We start from the raw sequence: 22,794 nt of genomic DNA, 5'->3' as shown, positions 1-22,794 counted from the left end.
GCTTCTCCTCCGTCATGCTTAGAAAAACGCATGACGGAGGATGCCATGAAAAACCGAAAACTGACGGAAGCCGACGTAACGTCTGAGTCTGTCTTTATGTTACAGCGCCGCCAGATCCTGAAAATGCTTGGCATCAGCGCCACGGCACTGACGCTCTCTCCAGCGGCACACGCCGACCTGCTCGACTGGTTTAAAGGCAACGATCGCCCTAAGGCGCCTTCCGGTGCCCCGCTTACCTTTACCAAACCCGCCGAATGGCAAAACACGCTGGCGCTCACGCCGGAAGATAAAGTCACCGGCTACAACAACTTCTACGAATTTGGTCTGGATAAAGCCGATCCTGCCGCCAATGCCGGCAGCATGAAAACCGATCCGTGGACGCTGAAAATCGACGGTGAAGTGGCAAAACCTCTGACGCTGGACCATCACGATCTGACCACCCGCTTCCCGCTTGAAGAGCGTATCTATCGCATGCGCTGCGTAGAGGCCTGGTCGATGGTGGTGCCCTGGGTAGGCTTCCCGCTGCATAAGCTACTGGCGATGGTTGAACCCACCAGCAACGCAAAATACGTCGCCTTCCAGACGCGCTACGCCCCGGACGAGATGCCGGGCCAGAAAGACCGGTTCATCGGCGGCGGGCTGGAGTATCCCTACGTTGAAGGGTTACGTCTTGACGAAGCCATGCATCCCCTTACCCTCCTGACCGTCGGCGTTTACGGCAAGGCGCTTCCGCCGCAGAACGGTGCCCCCATCCGTTTAACCGTGCCGTGGAAATACGGTTTCAAAGGGATTAAATCGATCGTCAGCATTAAGTTGACCCGCGAACGTCCGCCGACGACATGGAACCTGGCGGCGCCGGGTGAATACGGCTTCTTCGCCAACGTGAACCCGCATGTGGATCATCCCCGCTGGTCGCAGGCGACGGAACGCTTTATTGGCTCCGGCGGCGCGCTGGACGTGAAGCGCCAGCCCACGCTGCTGTTTAACGGGTATGCGGATGAAGTGGCGTCCCTTTACCGTGGCCTCAATTTACGGGAGAACTTCTGAGTGCGTTTAACGGCAAAGCAGATTACCTGGCTGAAAGTGCTGCTGCATTTAGCCGGGATACTTCCTTTTATCTGGCTGTTCTGGGCGGCCAGCCAGGGCCTCTTTAGCGCCGATCCGGCAAAGGATATCCAGCATTTTACCGGTCGGATGGCTCTGAAATTTTTGCTGGCCACCTTGCTCGTCTCGCCGCTGGCGCGCTACGCTAAACAGCCATTATTGATACGCACCCGTCGGCTTTTGGGGCTATGGTGTTTTGCCTGGGCGACCCTGCACCTCACCAGTTACGCCCTGCTGGAACTGGGAATTAACAATCTGACACTGCTTGGCCGCGAGCTGGTAACACGCCCTTACCTGATGCTGGGCATTGTTAGCTGGCTGATCCTGCTGGCGTTAGCGCTGACATCCACGCAATATGCGCAGAGAAAGCTGGGACGTCGCTGGCAGTTGCTGCACAACTTCGTCTATCTTGTCGCGATCCTCGCCCCCATTCATTATCTGTGGTCGGTGAAGATCCTCTCTCCGCAGCCGGTTTTTTACGCGCTGGCAGCCGTGGCGCTTTTAGCATGGCGTTACAAGAAGTTCCGCCAGTGGTTGCGATAGTTCGCGAAACTGTGCGTTTTCCCGCAGATTACCTCTCAACCGCAAATCTTTTTTGGATTGCGGTTGATAATCTTCCCTGATAAGACCAGTATTTAGCTGCCAAATGCTACGAAATCGTTATAATGTGCGACCTTGGTTCGCCTGACAGCGGTTTTAGGCCTCTGAAAAGGTGACATTTGCGCTTCGACGGTATATTTTGTTTTTTACCCGAAAATCGCAGGAGATAGCGGCATAATGACTGATAAGTTCCACATCTTAGTTTTAAACGGACCGAACCTGAACATGCTCGGCACCCGTGAGCCAGAGAAGTACGGCACGCTGACATTGAGCGAAATTGTTAACCGTCTGAGCACGGAAGCAGCCTCGCTGAATGTGGATTTGGATCATTTTCAGTCAAACGCGGAGTACGCAATCATCGACCGTATTCATCAGGCTAAAGACACTGTGGACTATATCCTGATCAATCCGGCCGCGTTTACGCACACCAGTGTTGCTATCCGCGACGCACTGCTCGCGGTGAGTATCCCGTTTATCGAGATCCACCTGAGTAACGTGCACGCCCGAGAGCCGTTCCGCCACCATTCGTATCTGTCGGATATCGCTGCTGGCGTTATCTGCGGACTGGGCGCAGACGGCTATTCATACGCTTTACAGACAGCGGTAAAACGCTTGTCACAATCACACTAAACAAGAGTACGGAACCCACTCATGGATATTCGTAAGATTAAAAAACTGATCGAGCTGGTTGAAGAATCAGGCATCTCCGAACTGGAAATTTCTGAAGGCGAAGAGTCTGTACGCATCAGCCGTGCAGCCCCAGCCGCTAGCTTCCCGGTAATGCAGCAAGCTTACGCTGCGCCAGTGCAGCAGCCTGCGCTTTCCGCAGCCGTTGCGCCAGCAGCAGCTGAAGCCGCACCTGCCGCTGCAGCAGAAATCAGTGGTCACATCGTACGTTCCCCAATGGTTGGTACTTTCTACCGCACCCCGAGCCCGGACGCGAAGGCGTTCATCGAAGTGGGTCAGAAAGTCAACGTAGGCGATACCCTGTGCATCGTTGAAGCGATGAAAATGATGAACCAGATCGAAGCTGACAAGTCAGGTACTGTGAAAGCGATTCTGGTCGAAAGTGGTCAGCCGGTTGAATTTGACGAGCCGCTGGTCGTCATCGAGTAACGAGGCGAACATGCTGGATAAAATTGTTATCGCCAACCGTGGCGAGATTGCACTGCGTATTCTTCGTGCCTGTAAAGAACTGGGCATCAAGACCGTGGCCGTGCACTCAAGCGCGGATCGCGATTTAAAACACGTATTGCTGGCGGATGAGACGGTCTGTATTGGCCCGGCTCCGTCCGTAAAAAGCTATCTGAACATCCCGGCTATCATCAGCGCCGCTGAAATCACCGGCGCGGTGGCAATTCATCCGGGTTACGGCTTCCTCTCTGAGAACGCCAACTTTGCTGAGCAGGTTGAACGCTCTGGCTTTATCTTCATCGGTCCGAAAGCCGACACCATTCGCCTGATGGGCGACAAAGTGTCTGCAATCACCGCAATGAAAAAAGCCGGTGTCCCAACCGTGCCAGGCTCTGACGGCCCTCTGACCGACGACATGGATGCTAACCGTGCTCATGCTAAACGCATTGGCTACCCGGTTATCATCAAGGCGTCCGGCGGCGGCGGCGGTCGCGGTATGCGCGTTGTGCGCAGCGATGCTGAACTGGCGCAGTCCATCTCCATGACCAAAGCGGAAGCGAAAGCGGCTTTCAGCAATGACATGGTGTACATGGAAAAATACCTGGAAAACCCACGCCACATCGAAATTCAGGTGCTGGCTGACGGTCAGGGTAACGCGATCTATCTGGCAGAACGTGACTGCTCCATGCAGCGTCGTCACCAGAAAGTGGTCGAAGAAGCGCCAGCGCCGGGCATTACCCCGGAACTGCGTCGCTACATCGGCGAGCGTTGCGCCAAAGCGTGCGTTGATATCGGCTATCGCGGGGCGGGTACCTTTGAGTTCCTGTTCGAAAACGGCGAGTTCTACTTCATTGAGATGAACACCCGTATTCAGGTTGAACACCCGGTTACCGAAATGATCACCGGCGTTGACCTGATCAAAGAGCAGCTGCGTATCGCAGCCGGTCAGCCTCTGTCCATCAAGCAGGAAGAAGTAGTGGTGAAAGGCCATGCGGTAGAGTGCCGTATCAACGCCGAAGACCCGAACACCTTCCTGCCAAGCCCGGGTAAAATCACGCGTTTCCACGCGCCGGGTGGTTTTGGCGTGCGCTGGGAGTCTCATATCTACGCCGGTTACACCGTACCGCCGTACTATGACTCAATGATCGGCAAGCTCATCTGCTACGGCGAAAACCGTGACGTGGCGATTGCCCGCATGAAGAACGCCCTGCAGGAGCTGATCATCGACGGTATTAAAACCAACGTTGATCTGCAGATGCGTATCATGAGCGACGAGCACTTCCAGAATGGTGGAACCAATATCCACTACCTGGAGAAAAAACTCGGCCTGAACGAGAAGTAAGAGAGCTGTGTTGCTAAAAGGCCGGATTATCCGGCCTTTTTTTATTTCTGGGGATCGCAAAGCCCCATCATGTACAATCCCCGCTTTCTGCATCCACAAGGGACAAAAAATGGACAAACGTTTTGTTCAGGCCCATAAAGAAGCGCGCTGGGCGCTGTGGCTGACCCTTCTCTATCTTGCTGCATGGTTAGTGACTGCTTACTTACATGACTCCGCTATTGGCATCACCGGCCTGCCGCACTGGTTCGAAATGGCCTGCCTGCTGGTACCGCTGGTGTTTATCCTGCTGTGCTGGGCAATGGTGAAATTTATCTACCGGGATATTCCGCTGGAGGACGATGATGCAGCTTGAAGTCATTCTGCCGCTTGTCGCATACCTGCTGGTCGTGTTTGGTTTATCCATTTACGCCATGCGCAAAAGAACGACCGGTGCTTTTCTTAACGAGTATTTCCTCGGCAGCCGTTCGATGGGCGGCGTTGTGCTGGCAATGACGCTGACCGCGACCTATATCAGCGCCAGCTCGTTTATTGGCGGCCCCGGTGCGGCCTACAAGTACGGGTTAGGCTGGGTACTGCTGGCTATGATCCAGCTGCCTGCCGTCTGGCTCTCCCTCGGTATTCTTGGTAAGAAATTTGCCATTCTGGCGCGCCGCTATAATGCCGTCACGCTCAACGACATGCTGTTTGCCCGTTACCAGAGCCGCTTACTGGTGTGGCTGGCGAGCTTAAGCCTGCTGGTGGCCTTTATTGGCGCGATGACCGTACAGTTTATCGGCGGGGCACGCCTGCTGGAAACGGCGGCCGGGATCCCTTACGAGACAGGCCTGCTTATCTTCGGGGTAAGCATCGCGTTCTATACCGCGTTTGGCGGGTTCCGCGCCAGCGTGCTGAACGATACGCTGCAGGGAATGGTCATGCTCATCGGTACGATTGTTCTGCTGGTGGGGATTGTTCATGCCGCGGGTGGACTCACTCATGCGGTGGAAACCCTGGAAGCGATTGACCCGAAACTGATTTCACCGCAGGGCGCGGATGATATCCTCTCGCCGACCTTTATGACCTCGTTCTGGGTGTTAGTCTGCTTCGGGGTGATTGGTCTGCCGCATACCGCCGTGCGCTGTATCTCCTATAAAGACAGTAAAGCCGTTCACAAGGGCATCATCATCGGGACGATTGTGGTCGCGGTCCTGATGTTTGGTATGCATCTGGCAGGTGCATTAGGGCGCGCGGTGATCCCCGACCTTACCGTGCCGGATCTGGTGATCCCGACGCTGATGGTTAAAGTGCTGCCGCCCTTCGCCGCCGGAATTTTCCTCGCAGCGCCAATGGCCGCCATTATGTCGACCATTAACGCCCAGTTACTGCAAAGTTCCGCTACGATCATTAAAGATCTCTATCTGAACCTGCGCCCTGAGCAGGTTGAAAATGAACGTCGCCTGAAGCGGATGTCTGCCGTCATTACGCTGGTGTTAGGAGCTTTGCTGATGTTAGCTGCATGGCGTCCGCCGGAGATGATTATCTGGCTGAACCTGCTTGCGTTTGGTGGGCTTGAAGCCGTTTTCCTGTGGCCGCTGGTATTAGGTCTTTACTGGGAACGCGCGAACGCTGCAGGCGCGCTGAGCGCGATGATTGTTGGCGGTGTGCTGTATGCCATCCTTGCGACATTTAAGATTCAGTATCTGGGCTTCCATCCGATTGTGCCTTCGTTACTGCTAAGTTTACTGGCGTTTGTGGTGGGGAACCGTTTCGGTCAGCCCGCCCCACAACCCGCTATGATTTCTACTGATAAATAAAGAGTTTTGCCATGCCGTGGATCCAACTAAAACTGAACACAACCGGCGCGAACGCCGAAGAGCTAAGCGATGCGCTGATGGAAGCCGGCTCTGTCTCCATCACCTTTCAGGACACGCACGACACGCCGGTCTTTGAACCGCTGCCGGGCGAAACGCGCCTGTGGGGTGATACCGACGTGATCGGCCTGTTCGATGCCGAAACCGACATGAAAGAGGTGGTGGCGATTCTGGAAAACCATCCGCTGCTGGGCGCAGGCTTCGCGCATAAAATCGAACAGCTGGAAGACAAAGACTGGGAACGCGAGTGGATGGACAACTTCCACCCGATGCAGTTCGGCAAACGTCTGTGGATCTGCCCAAGCTGGCGCGAGGTTCCCGATGAAAACGCGGTGAACGTGATGCTTGACCCAGGCCTGGCGTTTGGCACCGGCACCCATCCAACCACGTCTTTGTGCCTGCAGTGGCTGGATGGTCTCGATCTGGACGGTAAGACGGTGATCGACTTCGGCTGCGGTTCCGGGATCCTCGCGATTGCCGCCCTGAAACTGGGCGCGGCGAAAGCCATCGGGATCGATATCGATCCGCAGGCCATTCAGGCTAGCCGCGATAATGCCGAGCGTAACGGCGTGTCCGATCGTCTGGAGCTCTACCTGCCGGAAGCGCAGCCAGAAGCCATGAAAGCCGATGTGGTGGTCGCAAACATTCTCGCGGGCCCACTGCGTGAACTGGCGCCATTAATCAGCGTGCTGCCGGTTGAGGGTGGCCTGCTGGGACTTTCCGGCATTCTGGCAAGTCAGGCGGAGAGCGTTTGCGAAGCCTACGCCGATCTCTTTGCGCTCGACCCGGTTGTAGAGAAAGAAGAGTGGTGCCGCATTACCGGTCGTAAAAAATAAGTATTTGGCGTGGTCCTCTGACCACGCCTTTTCTCCTCAATATTCCTCCCGCCCCTGGCCTGCCTCCGGTAAAATAACTCCACAAATCACACTGATAAATTTTGATTTGGATAATAAAAATTCACGGGATGAATATTATGAAACACGTTTATAGCAAGGCAGCGCTGTTAGCGCTGAGCATGATCTCGGCTTCAGCATGCGCATCACACTGGAGCTACAAAGGAGAAAGTTCACCGGAGCACTGGGGTGAACTGGATGAAGCGTACAAGGCCTGTAACAGTGGAATGAACCAGTCTCCCATTGATATTGATTCAACCGCTAACGCCCATCTCTCCCCGCTACAAACGCACTACGTTGACGGCCCTGTGACGCTGACAAACAATGGCCATACCATTCAGGCAAGCGAGCAGGCCGACACTCGCGACACTATCACGCTGGATAAGCAAACCTGGACATTACAGCAGTTCCACTTCCACGCGCCGAGCGAAAACACCGTACACGGCAAGCATTACGCGATGGAAATGCACCTTGTGCATAAAAATGCGAAGGGGGAACTGGCGGTGGTCGCGGTCATGTTCGACAAAGGGGCAGAGAACCGTGAACTTGATAAACTGTGGGACGTTATGCCTCAGCAGGCTGAGCTGAACGTCTCCATCAAGCAGGAGCTCAACCTGAATAAGCTGCTGCCGGAAGATAAAACGTACTGGCGCTTTAGCGGCTCGCTGACAACGCCACCGTGTTCAGAAGGCGTCACCTGGATCGTGCTTAAGCATCCTCTGACGGTCTCCGCCGGTCAGCTCGAGAAATTCACCCACACAATGCATCACGATAATAACCGGCCGGTACAGTCCCTCCATGGTCGTGTTATCCTCGAATAACGTCTATTTTTTGCCCTGAGATCATGTTCTAAAATGCGACGCAGATCGCAAAGAAGTGGGGAAATCTGCTGTTAAAAACAGCAGATTATCCCGCTCATCTGTCGCATTTATTCAGAAATGATGAGAAGTTACGGGAAATTGTAAGCGCACATAAAATAGCCATCAGCGCATAACCCAATGATTTCAATAATGAATAATTTTAAACGAAAAGATTGCGCGGCGATTCCTTGATCTACAACAGTGGATTGTTCAAAGTTTGGCCTTTCATCTCGTGCAAAAAATGCGTAATATACGCCGCCTTGCAGTCACAGTATGGTCATTTCTTAACTCATGCGCATCGGACACCACCAGCTTAGAAATCGCCTGATCGCAGCCCCAATGGCAGGTATTACCGACCGGCCGTTCAGGACGCTGTGCTATGAGATGGGAGCCGGTTTAACCGTATCCGAGATGATGTCGTCTAACCCGCAGGTTTGGGAAAGCGATAAATCCCGCCTTCGGATGGTGCACATTGATGAACCAGGTATTCGCACCGTGCAAATTGCCGGAAGCGTGCCTGAAGAGATGGCAGATGCCGCGCGTATTAACGTGGAAAGTGGTGCCCAGATTATTGATATCAATATGGGTTGCCCGGCCAAAAAGGTGAATCGCAAGCTTGCAGGTTCAGCCCTTCTGCAATACCCCGACCAGGTGAAAGCTATCCTGACGGCGGTTGTCAGCGCAGTGGACGTTCCTGTTACGTTGAAGATTCGCACGGGTTGGTCGCCGGAACACCGTAACTGTGTAGAGATTGCCCAACTGGCCGAAGATTGTGGTATTCAGGCCCTGACCATCCACGGACGCACTCGCGCCTGTTTGTTCAATGGTGAAGCTGAATACGACAGCATTCGGGCAGTTAAGCAGAAGGTTTCCATTCCGATTATCGCGAATGGCGACATAACTGACCCGCGTAAAGCCAGGGCTGTACTCGACTATACGGGAGCTGATGCTCTGATGATAGGACGTGCAGCTCAGGGAAGACCCTGGATCTTCCGGGAAATCCAGCATTATCTGGACACTGGGGAGCTGCTTGCCCCACTGCCTCTGGCAGAGGTAAAGCGCTTGCTTTGTTCGCATGTTCGGGAACTGCATGACCACTACGGTCAGGCAAAAGGGTACCGAATTGCGCGTAAACACGTCTCCTGGTATCTCCAGGAGCACGCTCCAGATGACCAGTTTCGGCGCACATTCAACGCCATTGAGGATGCCAGCGAACAGCTGGAGGCGTTGGAGGCATACTTCGAAAATCTTGCGTAATGAAATAAAGAGCTGACAGAACTATGTTCGAACAACGCGTAAATTCTGACGTACTGACCGTTTCTACCGTTAACTCTCAGGATCAGGTAACTCAAAAGCCCCTGCGTGACTCGGTTAAACAGGCACTGAAGAACTATTTTGCTCAACTGAATGGTCAGGATGTTAATGACCTGTATGAGCTGGTACTGGCTGAAGTTGAACAGCCACTGTTGGACATGGTGATGCAATACACCCGCGGTAACCAGACCCGCGCTGCGCTGATGATGGGTATCAACCGTGGTACTCTGCGTAAGAAACTGAAAAAATATGGCATGAACTGATACTAATCAGTTAAATGCTTGTTTAAAAAGGCGCTACCTGGCATGGGGATGCGCCTTTTTTATTGTCTTATTCTTTCACCGTCAACGCTTTGTAAACCTTTGCTTATCCCGCTTTTAAACCGCTTCTTTTCGTGTATATTTCCACCACTTCAGTGGCTCTCTTCTCGCGGAATGACACAATGATTCGTAAATACTGGTGGCTGGTCGTCTTTGCAATCTCCGTTTTTCTATTCGATGCCCTCCTGATGCAGTGGATTGAACTGATGAGCACCGAAACCGACAAGTGCCGCAATATGAACTCCGTCAATCCGCTGAAATTAGTGAACTGTTCAGAACTCGATTAACACCCTGCCGTCACCAACCTCCCCGTATTACCCACTAAAAACGGGGATTTAAATCCCTTTGAGCCGTTACCTGACGGTGATAATGTCTCGCCCTTCTCAACCTCTCCTGCGTAACGTCATACTCGAGTAGAACCGACCATGCTGGTTAGCCAATACAACCCTATCCTTGTAGCCCTCTCCTTTGCTGTTGCCATCCTTGCTGCTTACACCGCGCTGAATATGGCTGCACGCGTCGCCGGAAGTCAGGGCGTCGCAGCGCGCATCTGGCTGGCGGGAGGCGGTGTTGCGATGGGTATTGGCATATGGGCAATGCACTTTATCGGCATGCTGGCGATGGATCTCTCCATGAGCATGAGCTACAACGCGACCCTGACGATTTTATCTATGGTCATCGCCGTGGGGTCGTCACTGTTTGCGCTATGGCTCGTCAGCTGTGAACAGCTGCGCATGCGCCGCCTGCTCCCCGGCGCTCTGGTGATGGGAATCGGCATTGTTGCCATGCATTACACCGGTATGGCGGCGCTGGAGGTGAGGCCGGGGATCGTTTGGGACACGCTGTGGGTGGCCATTTCGGTCGTGATTGCGCTTGCCGCTTCGCTTGCAGCATTGTGGCTGACCTTCCGCCTGCGTCACGAAGCCGCTCAGGTGGTGCTGATGCGCCTGGGTGCCGCCATCACGATGGGAATTGCTATCGCCGGTATGCACTACGCCGGGATGAAGGCCGCGCAGTTTCCAATGTCCACCATGGTTCACCATCAGGGTATTAACGGCAGCTGGCTGGCCGTGCTGGTCAGCCTCGTCGCGCTCTCTATTCTTGGGATCACCCTGCTGGTGTCGATGCTGGATGCCCGCCTGCAGGCACGAACCGCCCTTCTGGCCTCGTCGCTGGCAGAAGCGAACCGGGAACTTGCGCAGCTGGCGCTGCACGATACGCTGACGCGTCTGCCCAACCGTATCCTGCTGGAGGACCGGCTCGATCAGGCCATCAGCAAAGCTGACCGTGAAGGTACCCATTTCGCCCTGATGTTCATGGATCTCGACGGTTTTAAAGCCATCAATGACGCCTACGGCCATGATGTCGGTGACAGGCTGCTGGTCGCCGTTACGCAGCGTCTACTGCATCTCCTGAAGGGCCAGTTTACCCTTGCACGCATTGGCGGCGATGAGTTTGTTCTGCTGGCTGAGGGAGAAGGTCCGGACGATGCGGCCTCGCTGGCAAATTCGCTGGTGCGGGCGATCGATAGCCCGTTCACTCTCGACCCCTACGAACTGGTGGTAACGCTTAGCATTGGTATCGCCCTGTACCCTCACGACGGCAAAACCGAACGTGAGCTGATGTTTAACGCCGACGCGGCGATGTATCACACCAAGCATATGGGCCGAAACGGCTATCACTTTTTCCAGCCCTCCATGAACACTCTGGCGCAGACCCATCTTCAGTTAATGAACGATCTGTGGATGGCCGTCGATCGTAATGAACTGCGCCTGCTTTATCAGCCAAAGTTTCACGCGCCCGCGGGCCCTCTCCTCGGGTTTGAAGCGCTGCTGCGCTGGCAGCATCCGAAGCAGGGTTTACTGACGCCGGATCTTTTCCTGCCGCTGGCGGAAAAAACCGGGCTTATCATCCCTATTGGTAACTGGGTGCTCAATGAAGCCTGTCGCCAGCTGAGAGAATGGCATCTGCAGGGGCATCGAAACTGGTCAATGGCAGTAAACCTGTCGACGCTGCAGTTCGAACAGGCCTCGCTGGTTAAAACAGTGCTCGACTGCCTGGAGCGTCATCACGTCCCGCCGGAAATGTTGATCCTGGAAGTCACGGAAACTACGGCGATGAGCAACCCCGATGAGAGCGTGCGGGTGCTGACAGAGCTGACGGATGCTGGGGTGAAAGCCTCGATTGATGATTTTGGGACCGGATATTCGAGCCTGCTGTATCTCAAGCGTTTACCGGCCTGTGAACTGAAGATAGACAGAGCGTTTGTGAAAGAGTTAAGCGGTGAAAGCGAGGATGCCACCATTGTCTCTGCGATTGTGGCCCTCGCGAAAACGCTTAACCTGAAAGTCGTGGCCGAAGGTGTGGAAACCGAAGCGCAGCAAGCCTTTTTGACGGAGCTGGGCTGTAATACCTTACAGGGTTATCTGTTAGGTAAACCCGCCAGCGTGCAGACCATCGAGGCGCTTTGTGCACGGGGTGAAATGTTGCCAGGCGCTGAGCCGTAATCATTATGAGGCGACACGCGCAAGAGAGGGAGTGTCGCCAGAATACTGTCGACCAGGGCTGGCGCCTGCTGATAAAGATTAAAACTGTCGGTATTCATTAACCAGTTTTTAATGATGCCGCTAAAAAAACCGTGGAATACGATCATGGTCAGCTCAACGTTCACCTGCGACGAAATGATGTTTCGAGAAATACATTTCTCCAGCGTAACGCGCAAAGAATCATAATTGAACCCAATACGTTTCCGAATTTCATCCTCTGAAATCATATCGCTAGTAAATTCACATTTATGATACAAAATTTGTAATAGCGCACATTGACGGGGTTCGCGTGCGATATACTGAAGCGCAGTAATGAATTGCTCACGAAGTATTAACAACGGATCATCATTTTCGGAGAGAGAAAGCCTGTCGCGAATGATGTCACGTAGCGGTAATTGCTGTTCCCAAATGGCATTAAATATCTCTGCTTTACTGGTAAAGTGCCAGTAGATAGCACCACGCGTAACCTTTGCGGCATCGGCGATATCCGTCAGCGTCGTGCTGGCTACGCCTCGCGTCGCAAACTGCCCGATAGCCGCCTCAATCAACTGCTGTCGGGTTTGTTGAGCCTCTTCTTTCTTTTTACGCGCCATTGACAGCTACTCTTTACTCGCAGGGTATATACATAACATCAGGTTCGGATGGCTGGAAGTATTCACTAAAAGCCGTTTTAATTTTTCACAAAAAAAGTCAATTTACTTAATCTATAAACAATCTAAATACATGCTCGGAATTAAATTCACGAAATGGATAAATTTACCGGTTAAGCTCTATTAGCCTGATTTAGCGGGCAGAAGTATAGCCGTATTTTCTACGGGACTGATTCTGATTTTCCTCTCAGGCCTCGTCATTCGCACTTATAAATTAAAAAACATTAAATACCCTCATTATTATACGCAGCTACATTTTATTTTTTCCCTCTGCCCCACTACCGATCTACGGCAAACATCGGTTAATGGGTATTTAAAGGAACAGTCATGACGAATCATTTCAGACGTTTACCCTTAGCCGGTTTCATTGTCTGCGCTGTACTGCTCACTGGATGCGATGGCCAGGAAAATCAACAACAACATGCACAGGCGCCTCAGGTCAGCGTCCATATCGTGAAAAGTGCGCCGCTGGCCGTCACAACTGAACTCCCGGGCAGAACAGATGCGTTCCGCGTTGCGGAGGTTCGTCCACAGGTTAGCGGTATCATTCTGCGTCGCAACTTCACGGAAGGTAGCGATGTAAAAGCTGGGGACTCACTTTATCAAATTGATCCTTCGACCTATCAGGCGGCTTACGACAGCGCGAAAGGCGAGCTGGCAAAGGCGCAGGCGGCGGCCAATATTGCACACCTGACGGTGAAACGTTATCTCCCACTGGTGGGAACACAGTATGTCAGTAAACAAGAGTATGACCAGGCCGTGGCTACGGCCCAGCAGGCAGATGCCAGCGTTGTCGCCGCAAAAGCGGGCGTTGAAAGCGCACGTATCAACCTTGCGTATACCAAAGTAACGTCCCCTGTCGATGGCCGCATCGGCAAATCCAGCGTGACGGAAGGGGCGCTCGTGACGAACGGGCAGGCCGCAGCGCTGGCGACGGTCCAGCAGCTTGATCCGATTTATGTCGATGTGACCCAGTCGAGCAATGAATTTATGCGCCTGAAGCAGACGAGCCTGCAAAAAGGCGACACGGCCAGCAGCGTTGAGCTGCTGATGGAGAATGGTCAGCCCTATCCGCTGAAAGGCACCCTGCAGTTCTCCGACGTTACGGTGGATGAAAGCACCGGCTCAATCACGCTGCGCGCCATTTTCCCGAATCCTCAACACCTGCTGTTACCGGGGATGTTCGTTCGCGCCCGCATTGATGAAGGCACACAGCCAGATGCCATTCTGGTTCCGCAGCAGGGCGTGACCCGAACGCCGCGAGGCGACGCAACCGTGCTGGTGGTTAATGATAAAAACCAGGTTGAATCACGTACCGTCGTTGCGCCTCAGGCCATTGGCGACCGCTGGCTGGTGACGGAAGGGCTGAAAAACGGTGACCGCGTGATTGTCAGCGGATTACAAAAAGTCAGACCAGGGGCTACCGTCGTCGCCACGCCAGATACCACCACGACTCCCGCCAGTTAAGGAACGACGACATGGCTAATTTCTTTATTCAAAGGCCGGTTTTCGCCTGGGTACTTGCCATCATTTTGATGATTGCAGGCGGGCTGGCCATTCTCAAACTGCCCGTCGCCCAGTATCCGACGATTGCTCCGCCAGCCGTGGCGATTTCTGCGACCTACCCCGGCGCTGATGCCCAGACGGTGCAGGATACCGTGACCCAGGTTATCGAACAGAACATGAACGGTATCGACAACCTGATGTACATGTCTTCCACCAGCGATTCAGCAGGTAATGTCACCATCACACTGACCTTCGAGTCAGGAACGGATCCGGACATCGCCCAGGTGCAGGTGCAGAACAAGCTGCAGCTCGCCATGCCGCTGCTGCCGCAAGAGGTACAGCAGCAAGGGATTGGCGTTGAGAAATCCAGCAGCAGCTTCCTGCTGGTCGCTGGTTTTGTTTCGGACAACAAAAACCTCACTCAGGATGATATCTCCGACTATGTCGCCTCGAACGTCAAAGATGCTATCAGCCGAACGACGGGTGTCGGCGACGTTCAGCTGTTTGGCGCCCAGTATGCGATGCGCATCTGGCTCGACAGCAACGCGATGAATAAATACCAGCTGACGCCGCTGGATATTATCAACCAACTGAAAACGCAGAACGACCAGATAGCGGCAGGTCAGTTGGGCGGTACGCCGTCTGTGCCCGGACAGCAGTTGAATGCCTCCATCATCGCGCAAACTCGCCTGAAATCACCGGAAGAGTTTGGCCGCGTGACGCTCAAGGTGAACCAGGACGGTTCGATGGTTCACCTGAAGGATGTCGCTCGCATTGAGCTCGGCGGCGAAAACTACAATATGGTGACCAAAATCAACGGGCAGGCCGCAACCGGCCTGGGGATTAAGCTAGCAACCGGGGCAAACGCGCTGGATACCGCGGCAGCCATCAAGAGCAAACTGGCGCAACTGCAACAGTTCTTCCCGCAGGGGTTGAAGGTCGTCTATCCCTATGACACCACGCCTTTTGTGAAAATTTCTATTCATGAAGTGGTGAAGACCCTGTTTGAAGCGATCGTTCTGGTCTTCCTGGTCATGTATCTGTTCCTGCAAAACCTGCGCGCGACGCTCATTCCGACTATCGCGGTGCCGGTGGTTCTGCTGGGTACCTTCGCGGTTCTTGCGGCGTTCGGTTTCTCCATCAACACCCTGACGATGTTCGGGATGGTACTGGCGATAGGGCTACTCGTTGATGACGCCATCGTGGTGGTCGAGAACGTTGAGCGCGTGATGGTAGAGGACAAGCTGCCGCCGAAAGAGGCCACGCAGAAGTCGATGGAGCAGATCCAGGGCGCGCTGGTGGGGATCGCGATGGTTCTCTCGGCGGTCTTTGTCCCGATGGCCTTTTTTGGTGGCTCGACGGGCGCCATCTATCGCCAGTTCTCGCTGACTATCGTTTCCGCCATGGCCCTCTCCGTGCTGGTTGCGCTGATCCTGACGCCCGCACTCTGCGCAACGCTGCTTAAGCCCGTTTCTGGCGATCATCATGAGAAGAAAGGGGGGTTCTTTGGCTGGTTCAATGCGCTCTTTGATAAGAGCGTGGAGCACTACAGCAACAGCGTAAGCGGTATTTTGCGTAAGACCGGCCGCTATCTGGTGGTGTACGTCATTATTGTCGGTGGGATGGCGGTGCTGTTCCTGCGCTTACCTACCTCCTTCCTGCCTGAAGAGGATCAGGGGGTATTTATGACGATGGTTCAACTCCCGGCGGGTGCGACCCAGACGCGTACTCAGCAGGTTCTCGACCAGGTTCAGGACTACTATCTGACCCAAGAGAAAGCGAACGTTGAATCCGTCTTTACCGTTAACGGCTTTAGCTTTAGCGGTCAGGGCCAGAACTCCGGTATCGCCTTCGTCAGCCTGAAGCCCTGGGAAGAACGTTCCGGGGAGAAAAATAGCGTTGAGGCCATCGTGGGCCGAGCGACAAAAGCGTTCAGCCAGATTAAAGACGGCCTTGTATTTCCGTTTAACCTGCCTGCCATTATCGAACTGGGAACCGCAACGGGCTTCGACTTTGAACTTATCGATCAGGCAAACCTGGGGCATACCCAGCTGACGCAGGCGCGTAATCAGCTGCTCGGCATGGTGAAAGAGCACCCTGACCTGCTGGTTCGCGTGCGTCCTAACGGCCTGGAGGATACACCGCAGTTCAAACTGGATGTCGATCAGGAGAAAGCGCAGGCGCTGGGGATTAGCATTTCTGACGTCAACCAGACGATATCGACGGCGTTGGGTGGTACCTATGTGAATGACTTTATCGATCATGGCCGCGTGAAAAAAGTTTACGTCCAGGCGGATGCGAAATTCCGAATGTTGCCGGGGGACATCAACAATCTCTACGTGCGCAGCGCGAATGGGGAAATGGTGCCGTTCTCATCCTTTAGCAGCGCTCACTGGGTTTACGGTTCTCCTCGTCTGGAACGCTATAACGGCATGCCGTCCATGGAGATCCTCGGTGAGTCGGCCCCAGGGAAAAGTACCGGTGAGGCCATGGTGATGATGGAAAGCCTGGCGGCAAAACTGCCTTCCGGTATCGGCTATGACTGGACGGGAATGTCTTATCAGGAACGCCTTTCCGGTAACCAGGCGCCTGCACTGTACGCCATTTCACTGATCGTGGTGTTCCTGTGCCTGGCTGCACTGTATGAAAGCTGGTCCATACCCTTCTCTGTCATGCTGGTTGTGCCGTTAGGCGTCATCGGGGCTCTTTTCGCAGCGTCGCTGCGCGGGTTAAACAATGACGTCTATTTCCAGGTCGGCCTGCTGACGACGATTGGGTTATCGGCGAAAAACGCCATCCTGATCGTCGAATTTGCTAAGGACCTGATGGATAAAGAAGGTAAAGGTATCATTGAGGCCACGCTGGAAGCCTCAAGAATGCGCCTTCGCCCGATCCTGATGACCTCCCTGGCCTTCATTCTTGGCGTCATGCCGCTGGTAATTAGCACCGGAGCCGGGAGCGGCGCGCAAAACGCCGTCGGTACGGGTGTGATGGGAGGCATGCTTTCCGCAACGCTTCTGGCTATTTTCTTTGTGCCCGTTTTCTTTGTGGTTGTCCGGAGACGGTTTACCAACCATAAGGATTAACGTATCCCTGAAGGCACCGTTTGGTGCCTTTTTTATTTTAATATAAACAATGGATTAGTCATTATTGAATCGCAAATTAAAAATTCATGAGTTTGCATTAAGTAAAAGCGCCCTCTTGCGACTCCATAATCTCTCCATAAATTCATCCAGAAAACGCTTTTTCTCCATGATTTTTACAAACTACATAATTTGAGATTATTCCACGTGTAACGGGAACTTACCCTGGTGGTAAAATAATCTCCAGTTCGTTAATAGCTCTCCTGGCTATGTAGCGAATAAGAAATAATATTGAGGTAACATCATGAAAAGATTCATTTCCGTTGCACTTCTCGCTGCGCTGCTTGCTGGTTGCGCGCACGACTCTCCTTGTGTACCGGTTTACGATGATCAGGGCCGACTGGTTCATACCAATACCTGTATGAAAGGCACCACCCAGGACAACTGGGAAACAGCGGGTGCCATCGCCGGCGGCGCTGCCGCAGTAGCGGGTTTAACGTTAGGTATTGTTGCCCTGACGAAGTAACATCTGTCAGAAAGCACGGCTCCGGCCGCGCTTTTGCTTTCAATGAGTGCACCATTTTCTAATAAATAAAAAAGTTCCGCATTTATTCTTATATTTCATTTCAACCAACCGCTAACAACACCTTTTTCTTATCTCTGATGATTTTCATACATTAATACTATTGAATACTCTGCCAATATTCACCTAAGAAACTATCTCTTCTTTTTATTTCATCCCGGTAAAAACTTTTGCTCCAATTTGTGGCACAGGTTGTAATTTCGCACTGTTTCGGGGCGCTCATTTTATTTAAGCCTGTCTACACTCTGCATTAAGCGTTCAGTTTTCTCTTATCTCGCTGAACTCAAAACTGGCATTACGTTTGCTTTATAAACGTTGGCCAATGCCACAGACAGGTTAAGCGCTTAAAAACGCTTCTATAACAATAAATTTCGCCACACAGGATCCATTATGAAAAAGACGATGATAGCCAGCCTGACCGTTGCAGGCATGTTGTTTGCCATAGCCGGTCAAGCCCATGCGGGAACGACGCTGGATGCCGTTAAAAAGAAAGGTTTTGTTCAATGCGGTATCAGCGACGGTCTGCCTGGCTTCTCTTATGCCGATGCGAACGGCAAATTTACCGGTATTGATGTGGATGTCTGCCGTGGCGTCGCAGCAGCGGTTTTTGGTGATGACAGCAAAGTAAAATACACCCCGCTGACGGCGAAAGAGCGCTTTACGGCGCTGCAGTCCGGCGAGGTTGACATGCTCTCGCGTAACACCACCTGGACCTCCTCCCGCGATGCAGGTATGGGGATGTCATTTACGGGCGTGACCTATTATGACGGCATCGGCTTTCTGACCCACAATAAAGCGGGCCTGAAAAGCGCCAAAGAACTGGATGGCGCCACCGTGTGTATCCAGGCGGGTACCGATACCGAGCTGAACGTCGCGGATTATTTCAAAGCAAATAAGATGAAATATACCCCTGTGACTTTCGACCGCTCGGATGAATCAGCCAAAGCGCTGGAATCCGGTCGCTGCGACACCCTGGCCTCTGACCAGTCACAGCTGTATGCCTTACGCATTAAGCTGAGCAATCCGGCGGAATGGATTGTCCTGCCTGAAGTTATCTCCAAAGAACCTCTCGGACCGGTTGTGCGTCGTGGCGATGAAGACTGGTTCTCTATCGTTCGCTGGACGCTGTTTGCCATGCTGAATGCAGAAGAGATGGGCATCAACTCGAAAAATGTTGATGAGAAAGCGGCGAATCCTTCCACCCCGGATATGGCGCACCTGCTCGGTAAAGAAGGTGATTTCGGCAAGGATCTGAAGCTGGATAACAAGTGGGCTTACAACATCATCAAACAGGTGGGTAACTACGCTGAGATCTTCGAGCGTAACGTGGGATCGGAAAGCCCGCTGAAGATCAAACGCGGCCAGAACAATCTCTGGAATAACGGCGGTATTCAGTACGCGCCACCAGTACGTTAAGTCATAGCTGTAACGGGCACTGCTCGGGCAGTGCCCACTCCAGAGTCATGGTTACTGAGGTTTCTTTATGTCCCATCGCCGCTCAGCCGTAAAAGGATCGCTATCCTTTTCTCATCCCGCGGTCCGCGCCTGGCTATTCCAGATTATTGCTATTGTTGCGGTTGTTCTTATCGCCGTGTATCTCATCCATAACACCATCACTAACCTGAATAATCGCGGTATCACCTCCGGTTTTGCGTTTCTGGATCGCAGCGCGGGCTTTGGGATTGTTCAGCACCTTATCGACTATCAGGAGGGTGACACGTACGGACGCGTGTTTGTGGTCGGTTTACTGAATACGCTGTTGGTATCGGCACTTTGTATTGTCTTCGCGTCCATCCTGGGCTTCTTTATTGGGCTGGCGCGTCTTTCTGAAAACTGGCTGCTGCGAAAGCTTTCCACCATCTATATTGAGACGTTTCGCAACATCCCACCGCTGCTGCAGATCTTCTTCTGGTATTTCGCGGTGCTGCGTAATCTTCCCGGTCCCCGCCAGGCCGTCGATGCGTTTGAGCTGTTTTTCCTGAGTAATCGTGGGTTATACATTCCCTCTCCGCAGGTGGCCGAAGGGATTTACTCCTTTATCGTCGCCATTATTGTTGCGCTCGCGATTTCCGTCGGCCTGTTCCGCTATAACCGTAAGCATCAGATTAAAACCGGACAGCTTCGTAAAACATGGCCAGTTGCCGCTGCGCTGATTGCTGGCTTACCGTTAGTTGCTCACTGGCTTTTTGGTGCAGCCTTGCACTGGGATATTCCTCACCTACGCGGGTTCAACTTCCAGGGTGGTATGGTGTTAATTCCTGAACTGGCAGCACTCACGCTGGCGCTTTCAATTTATACCTCCGCGTTTATTGCGGAAATCATCCGCTCCGGGATCCAGGCCGTGCCTTACGGGCAGCACGAGGCGGCACGTTCACTCGGTTTGCCGAATACCGTGACGCTTCGCCAGGTCATTATTCCGCAGGCTTTACGGGTGATCATTCCGCCCCTGACCAGCCAGTATCTCAACATTGTCAAAAACTCATCGCTGGCAGCTGCCATTGGTTATCCGGATATGGTGTCTCTCTTCGCCGGAACCGTGCTTAACCAGACCGGACAGGCCATAGAAACCATTGCCATCACCATGTCCGTCTATCTAATCATCAGTCTGGCCATTTCGTTGCTGATGAACCTTTATAACCGTCGTATAGCACTGGTCGAGCGCTAAGGATCTATGATGACAAAAGCGATACTGTCGCACTCCTCGCCCCCTGCCAGCTCGACGGGTGGACGTTTTATTCTCTGGGCACGCAAGAATCTCTTCTCCAGCTGGAGTAATAGCCTGCTGACGATTGTCTGCCTGTGGCTCATGTGGGAATTGCTCCCTCCGCTGCTGAACTGGGCGGTTATACAGGCCAACTGGGTCGGTTCAACCCGAGCTGATTGCACAAAAGCCGGCGCTTGCTGGGTGTTTATTCATGAGCGCTTCGGTCAGTTCATGTATGGATTGTATCCGCACGAACAGCGTTGGCGGATTAATCTGGCGCTGGTTATCGGCCTGCTCTCTGTTGCAGTCATGTTCTGGAAAAAGCTGCCTCACCGTGGACGCTATATTGCCGTCTGGGCGGTGGTTTATCCGATTATTGTCTGGGTGCTGCTGTATGGCGGTTTTCTGGGGCTGGAACGCGTTGAAACACGCCAGTGGGGTGGTCTGACGCTGACATTGATTATCGCTTCAGTAGGGATCGCCGGCGCGCTACCGTTGGGCATTTTACTCGCCCTGGGTCGCCGTTCAAAAATGCCGGTCGTACGCGTGCTCTCCGTTATCTTTATTGAGTTCTGGCGCGGCGTACCGCTTATCACCGTACTGTTTATGTCGTCGGTCATGCTGCCACTGTTTATGGCGGAAGGTACAACGATCGACAAGCTGATCCGTGCCCTGGTCGGAGTGATTCTCTTCCAGTCCGCCTATGTCGCTGAAGTTGTACGCGGTGGCCTGCAGGCATTGCCTAAAGGCCAGTACGAAGCGGCGGAGTCGCTGGCGCTCGGTTACTGGAAAACGCAGGGGCTGGTGATCCTTCCGCAAGCGCTCAAGCTGGTTATCCCTGGGCTGGTCAATACGATCATTGCTCTCTTTAAAGATACCAGCCTGGTGATCATCATCGGATTGTTCGATCTCTTTAGCAGCGTGCAGCAGGCAACCGTTGACCCTGTCTGGCTGGGTATGTCCACCGAGGGATATGTCTTTGCCGCTCTGATCTACTGGATCTTTTGTTTTAGCATGTCGCGCTATAGCCAGCATCTGGAAAAGCGCTTTAACACCGGGCGTACACCGCACTGAGGAAATTATGAGCCAAATGACTATGACAACCGCCAACGCGATGATTACGCTGGAAAACGTCAATAAATGGTATGGACAGTTTCATGTCCTGAAGGACATCAATCTTAAGGTAAAGCAGGGCGAACGCATCGTCCTTTGCGGCCCTTCCGGTTCAGGTAAATCCACAACCATTCGCTGTATTAACCATCTTGAAGAGCATCAACAAGGGCGCATTGTGGTTGATGGTATTGAACTGAATGAAGATATCCGCAATATCGAACGCGTGCGGCAGGAAGTGGGAATGGTATTTCAGCACTTTAATCTGTTTCCACACCTGACCGTCCTGCAGAACTGTACGCTTGCGCCGATTTGGGTGCGAAAGATGCCGAAACAGGAGGCGGAGGCGCTGGCGATGCACTACCTTGAACGCGTACGCATCGCGGAGCATGCCAATAAGTTTCCTGGTCAGATCTCGGGCGGGCAACAGCAGCGCGTGGCTATCGCCCGTTCGCTGTGCATGAAACCCAAAATCATGCTGTTTGACGAACCAACATCTGCGCTGGATCCGGAAATGGTGAAGGAGGTTCTGGATACCATGATTGGGCTGGCCCAATCCGGCATGACCATGCTGTGCGTCACGCATGAGATGGGATTCGCGAGAACCGTGGCCGACCGGGTGATCTTTATGGACCGCGGCGAGATTGTTGAGCAGGCACCGCCGGATGAGTTCTTTGCGCATCCGAAGTCAGAACGTACGCGAGCATTTTTATCGCAGGTAATACATTAGTCGTTTGCTCTGCCGGGTGGCGGCTTCGCCTTACCCGGCCTACCGTTTTTCCGGCGCATAAACGCAAAAAGGCCATCCTTTCGGATGGCCTTTTCACTTATTTGATGTCTGGCAGTTCCCTACTCTCACATGGGGAGACCCCACACTACCATCGGCGCTACGGCGTTTCACTTCTGAGTTCGGCATGGGGTCAGGTGGGACCACCGCGCTAAAGCCGCCAGACAAATTCTTTTACTTCTTGCCGAACTTTAACCTAAGTATAAAGTGGTGCTGATACCCAGAGTCGAACTGGGGACCTCACCCTTACCAAGGGTGCGCTCTACCAACTGAGCCATATCAGCACGCTAAATTTGATGCCTGGCAGTTCCCTACTCTCACATGGGGAGACCCCACACTACCATCGGCGCTACGGCGTTTCACTTCTGAGTTCGGCATGGGGTCAGGTGGGACCACCGCGCTAAAGCC

Annotated in this window: 21 protein-coding genes, 1 tRNA gene and 2 rRNA genes; 20 read left to right on the top strand and 4 right to left on the bottom strand. The window is 53.3% G+C overall.

Annotation, left to right across the window (positions count from 1 at the left end):
* Window positions 1-45 precede the first annotated feature (45 nt).
* From msrP to ACTJI7_RS16685, 13 genes are all read left to right on the top strand, one after another.
* Window positions 46-1,047, top strand: a complete 1,002-nt coding sequence (gene msrP / locus ACTJI7_RS16745; RefSeq protein WP_028014608.1) for a protein-methionine-sulfoxide reductase catalytic subunit MsrP — start codon at window positions 46-48, stop codon at window positions 1,045-1,047.
* Window positions 1,048-1,647, top strand: coding sequence for a protein-methionine-sulfoxide reductase heme-binding subunit MsrQ (msrQ, locus tag ACTJI7_RS16740; RefSeq protein WP_063155266.1), 600 nt, complete (start codon window positions 1,048-1,050; stop codon window positions 1,645-1,647). It begins immediately after the preceding gene.
* A gap of 234 nt (window positions 1,648-1,881) precedes the next feature.
* Window positions 1,882-2,334, top strand: coding sequence for a type II 3-dehydroquinate dehydratase (aroQ, locus tag ACTJI7_RS16735; RefSeq protein WP_028014610.1), 453 nt, complete (start codon window positions 1,882-1,884; stop codon window positions 2,332-2,334).
* 21 nt (window positions 2,335-2,355) lie between these two features.
* On the top strand, window positions 2,356-2,820 hold the full coding sequence (accB, locus tag ACTJI7_RS16730; protein ID WP_008502856.1) for an acetyl-CoA carboxylase biotin carboxyl carrier protein: 465 nt from the start codon (window positions 2,356-2,358) through the stop codon (window positions 2,818-2,820).
* Between the two features lie 10 nt (window positions 2,821-2,830).
* The gene (gene accC / locus ACTJI7_RS16725; protein ID WP_003860388.1) at window positions 2,831-4,180 is read left to right on the top strand and encodes an acetyl-CoA carboxylase biotin carboxylase subunit; all 1,350 of its coding nucleotides are present in this window, start codon (window positions 2,831-2,833) and stop codon (window positions 4,178-4,180) included.
* A gap of 109 nt (window positions 4,181-4,289) precedes the next feature.
* Window positions 4,290-4,532 (top strand): YhdT family protein, encoded by a 243-nt coding sequence (locus tag ACTJI7_RS16720; protein ID WP_440670443.1) that lies wholly within the window; start codon window positions 4,290-4,292, stop codon window positions 4,530-4,532.
* Window positions 4,522-5,973: a sodium/pantothenate symporter gene (panF, locus tag ACTJI7_RS16715; protein ID WP_440670509.1), complete on the top strand. Its 1,452-nt coding sequence runs from the start codon at window positions 4,522-4,524 to the stop codon at window positions 5,971-5,973. Before ACTJI7_RS16720 ends, panF begins: the two co-directional genes overlap by 11 nt.
* A gap of 11 nt (window positions 5,974-5,984) precedes the next feature.
* The gene (gene prmA / locus ACTJI7_RS16710; RefSeq protein ID WP_041907816.1) at window positions 5,985-6,866 is read left to right on the top strand and encodes a 50S ribosomal protein L11 methyltransferase; all 882 of its coding nucleotides are present in this window, start codon (window positions 5,985-5,987) and stop codon (window positions 6,864-6,866) included.
* A 137-nt stretch (window positions 6,867-7,003) separates the two neighbouring features.
* Window positions 7,004-7,744, top strand: a complete 741-nt coding sequence (locus ACTJI7_RS16705) for a carbonic anhydrase (RefSeq protein WP_088204335.1) — start codon at window positions 7,004-7,006, stop codon at window positions 7,742-7,744.
* A 330-nt stretch (window positions 7,745-8,074) separates the two neighbouring features.
* Complete coding sequence (gene dusB, locus ACTJI7_RS16700) at window positions 8,075-9,040, top strand: tRNA dihydrouridine synthase DusB (RefSeq protein WP_193532843.1); 966 nt, start codon at window positions 8,075-8,077, stop codon at window positions 9,038-9,040.
* Window positions 9,041-9,063: 23 nt separating this feature from the next.
* Window positions 9,064-9,360, top strand: coding sequence for a DNA-binding transcriptional regulator Fis (gene fis, locus ACTJI7_RS16695; protein WP_000462905.1), 297 nt, complete (start codon window positions 9,064-9,066; stop codon window positions 9,358-9,360).
* Between the two features lie 179 nt (window positions 9,361-9,539).
* Window positions 9,540-9,704: a DUF2556 family protein gene (locus ACTJI7_RS16690; protein ID WP_014885446.1), complete on the top strand. Its 165-nt coding sequence runs from the start codon at window positions 9,540-9,542 to the stop codon at window positions 9,702-9,704.
* Between the two features lie 138 nt (window positions 9,705-9,842).
* A complete protein-coding gene (locus ACTJI7_RS16685; protein WP_440670440.1) occupies window positions 9,843-11,924 on the top strand; it encodes a putative bifunctional diguanylate cyclase/phosphodiesterase in 2,082 nt (693 codons plus the stop codon).
* On the opposite strand, the gene envR is transcribed toward ACTJI7_RS16685, so the two are convergent.
* Window positions 11,840-12,556 (bottom strand): acrEF/envCD operon transcriptional regulator, encoded by a 717-nt coding sequence (envR, locus tag ACTJI7_RS16680; RefSeq protein ID WP_063155260.1) that lies wholly within the window; start codon window positions 12,554-12,556, stop codon window positions 11,840-11,842. The genes ACTJI7_RS16685 and envR overlap by 85 nt on opposite strands.
* A 384-nt stretch (window positions 12,557-12,940) precedes the next feature.
* On the opposite strand from envR, the gene ACTJI7_RS16675 reads away from it, so the two are divergent.
* From ACTJI7_RS16675 to ACTJI7_RS16645, 7 genes are all read left to right on the top strand, one after another.
* Complete coding sequence (locus ACTJI7_RS16675) at window positions 12,941-14,080, top strand: efflux RND transporter periplasmic adaptor subunit (RefSeq protein WP_063155259.1); 1,140 nt, start codon at window positions 12,941-12,943, stop codon at window positions 14,078-14,080.
* 11 nt (window positions 14,081-14,091) lie between these two features.
* Window positions 14,092-17,205, top strand: coding sequence for an efflux RND transporter permease subunit (locus tag ACTJI7_RS16670; RefSeq protein WP_045630750.1), 3,114 nt, complete (start codon window positions 14,092-14,094; stop codon window positions 17,203-17,205).
* Window positions 17,206-17,506: 301 nt separating this feature from the next.
* The gene (locus tag ACTJI7_RS16665; RefSeq protein WP_008502867.1) at window positions 17,507-17,728 is read left to right on the top strand and encodes a lipoprotein; all 222 of its coding nucleotides are present in this window, start codon (window positions 17,507-17,509) and stop codon (window positions 17,726-17,728) included.
* Window positions 17,729-18,175: 447 nt separating this feature from the next.
* Window positions 18,176-19,201, top strand: a complete 1,026-nt coding sequence (locus tag ACTJI7_RS16660) for an amino acid ABC transporter substrate-binding protein (RefSeq protein ID WP_047367025.1) — start codon at window positions 18,176-18,178, stop codon at window positions 19,199-19,201.
* Between the two features lie 67 nt (window positions 19,202-19,268).
* Window positions 19,269-20,450 carry an amino acid ABC transporter permease gene (locus tag ACTJI7_RS16655; protein WP_063155258.1) on the top strand — a complete coding sequence of 394 codons (1,182 nt, stop codon included), beginning with the start codon at window positions 19,269-19,271 and terminating at the stop codon, window positions 20,448-20,450.
* Window positions 20,451-20,459: 9 nt separating this feature from the next.
* Complete coding sequence (locus ACTJI7_RS16650) at window positions 20,460-21,563, top strand: amino acid ABC transporter permease (RefSeq protein ID WP_063155257.1); 1,104 nt, start codon at window positions 20,460-20,462, stop codon at window positions 21,561-21,563.
* Window positions 21,564-21,570: 7 nt separating this feature from the next.
* The gene (locus ACTJI7_RS16645) at window positions 21,571-22,329 is read left to right on the top strand and encodes an amino acid ABC transporter ATP-binding protein (protein WP_041907797.1); all 759 of its coding nucleotides are present in this window, start codon (window positions 21,571-21,573) and stop codon (window positions 22,327-22,329) included.
* A 106-nt stretch (window positions 22,330-22,435) separates the two neighbouring features.
* On the opposite strand, the gene rrf (ACTJI7_RS16640) is transcribed toward ACTJI7_RS16645, so the two are convergent.
* The 3 genes from rrf (ACTJI7_RS16640) to rrf (ACTJI7_RS16630) form a co-directional block, all read right to left on the bottom strand.
* A 5S ribosomal RNA gene (gene rrf, locus ACTJI7_RS16640) occupies window positions 22,436-22,551 on the bottom strand.
* Window positions 22,552-22,594: 43 nt separating this feature from the next.
* A tRNA-Thr gene (locus tag ACTJI7_RS16635) sits at window positions 22,595-22,670 on the bottom strand.
* Between the two features lie 14 nt (window positions 22,671-22,684).
* A 5S ribosomal RNA gene (gene rrf / locus ACTJI7_RS16630) occupies window positions 22,685-22,794 on the bottom strand; the annotation flags it as partial.

It is taken from the genome of Enterobacter sp. 22499 (assembly GCF_052044815.1).
GTDB classification, from domain to species: Bacteria; Pseudomonadota; Gammaproteobacteria; order Enterobacterales; family Enterobacteriaceae; genus Enterobacter; species Enterobacter bugandensis.
The sequence above is the reverse complement of the archived record's forward strand: the minus strand, read 5'-3'. Positions and strand labels throughout refer to the sequence as shown.

Bases quoted from the DNA above. Each gene is read 5' to 3' on its own strand.
- aroQ (WP_028014610.1), top strand. From the start codon at position 1,882: ATGACTGATAAGTTCCACATCTTAGTTTTAAACGGACCGAACCTGAAC.
- dusB (WP_193532843.1), top strand. From the start codon at position 8,075: ATGCGCATCGGACACCACCAGCTTAGAAATCGCCTGATCGCAGCCCCA.
- ACTJI7_RS16705 (WP_088204335.1), top strand. From the start codon at position 7,004: ATGAAACACGTTTATAGCAAGGCAGCGCTGTTAGCGCTGAGCATGATC.
- accC (WP_003860388.1), top strand. From the start codon at position 2,831: ATGCTGGATAAAATTGTTATCGCCAACCGTGGCGAGATTGCACTGCGT.
- ACTJI7_RS16650 (WP_063155257.1), top strand. From the start codon at position 20,460: ATGACAAAAGCGATACTGTCGCACTCCTCGCCCCCTGCCAGCTCGACG.
- msrP (WP_028014608.1), top strand. From the start codon at position 46: ATGAAAAACCGAAAACTGACGGAAGCCGACGTAACGTCTGAGTCTGTC.
- ACTJI7_RS16685 (WP_440670440.1), top strand. From the start codon at position 9,843: ATGCTGGTTAGCCAATACAACCCTATCCTTGTAGCCCTCTCCTTTGCT.
- ACTJI7_RS16670 (WP_045630750.1), top strand. From the start codon at position 14,092: ATGGCTAATTTCTTTATTCAAAGGCCGGTTTTCGCCTGGGTACTTGCC.
- ACTJI7_RS16690 (WP_014885446.1), top strand. From the start codon at position 9,540: ATGATTCGTAAATACTGGTGGCTGGTCGTCTTTGCAATCTCCGTTTTT.
- fis (WP_000462905.1), top strand. From the start codon at position 9,064: ATGTTCGAACAACGCGTAAATTCTGACGTACTGACCGTTTCTACCGTT.
- ACTJI7_RS16665 (WP_008502867.1), top strand. From the start codon at position 17,507: ATGAAAAGATTCATTTCCGTTGCACTTCTCGCTGCGCTGCTTGCTGGT.
- ACTJI7_RS16660 (WP_047367025.1), top strand. From the start codon at position 18,176: ATGAAAAAGACGATGATAGCCAGCCTGACCGTTGCAGGCATGTTGTTT.
- accB (WP_008502856.1), top strand. From the start codon at position 2,356: ATGGATATTCGTAAGATTAAAAAACTGATCGAGCTGGTTGAAGAATCA.
- panF (WP_440670509.1), top strand. From the start codon at position 4,522: ATGCAGCTTGAAGTCATTCTGCCGCTTGTCGCATACCTGCTGGTCGTG.
- envR (WP_063155260.1), bottom strand. From the start codon at position 12,556: ATGGCGCGTAAAAAGAAAGAAGAGGCTCAACAAACCCGACAGCAGTTG.
- prmA (WP_041907816.1), top strand. From the start codon at position 5,985: ATGCCGTGGATCCAACTAAAACTGAACACAACCGGCGCGAACGCCGAA.
- ACTJI7_RS16645 (WP_041907797.1), top strand. From the start codon at position 21,571: ATGAGCCAAATGACTATGACAACCGCCAACGCGATGATTACGCTGGAA.
- ACTJI7_RS16655 (WP_063155258.1), top strand. From the start codon at position 19,269: ATGTCCCATCGCCGCTCAGCCGTAAAAGGATCGCTATCCTTTTCTCAT.
- ACTJI7_RS16720 (WP_440670443.1), top strand. From the start codon at position 4,290: ATGGACAAACGTTTTGTTCAGGCCCATAAAGAAGCGCGCTGGGCGCTG.
- ACTJI7_RS16675 (WP_063155259.1), top strand. From the start codon at position 12,941: ATGACGAATCATTTCAGACGTTTACCCTTAGCCGGTTTCATTGTCTGC.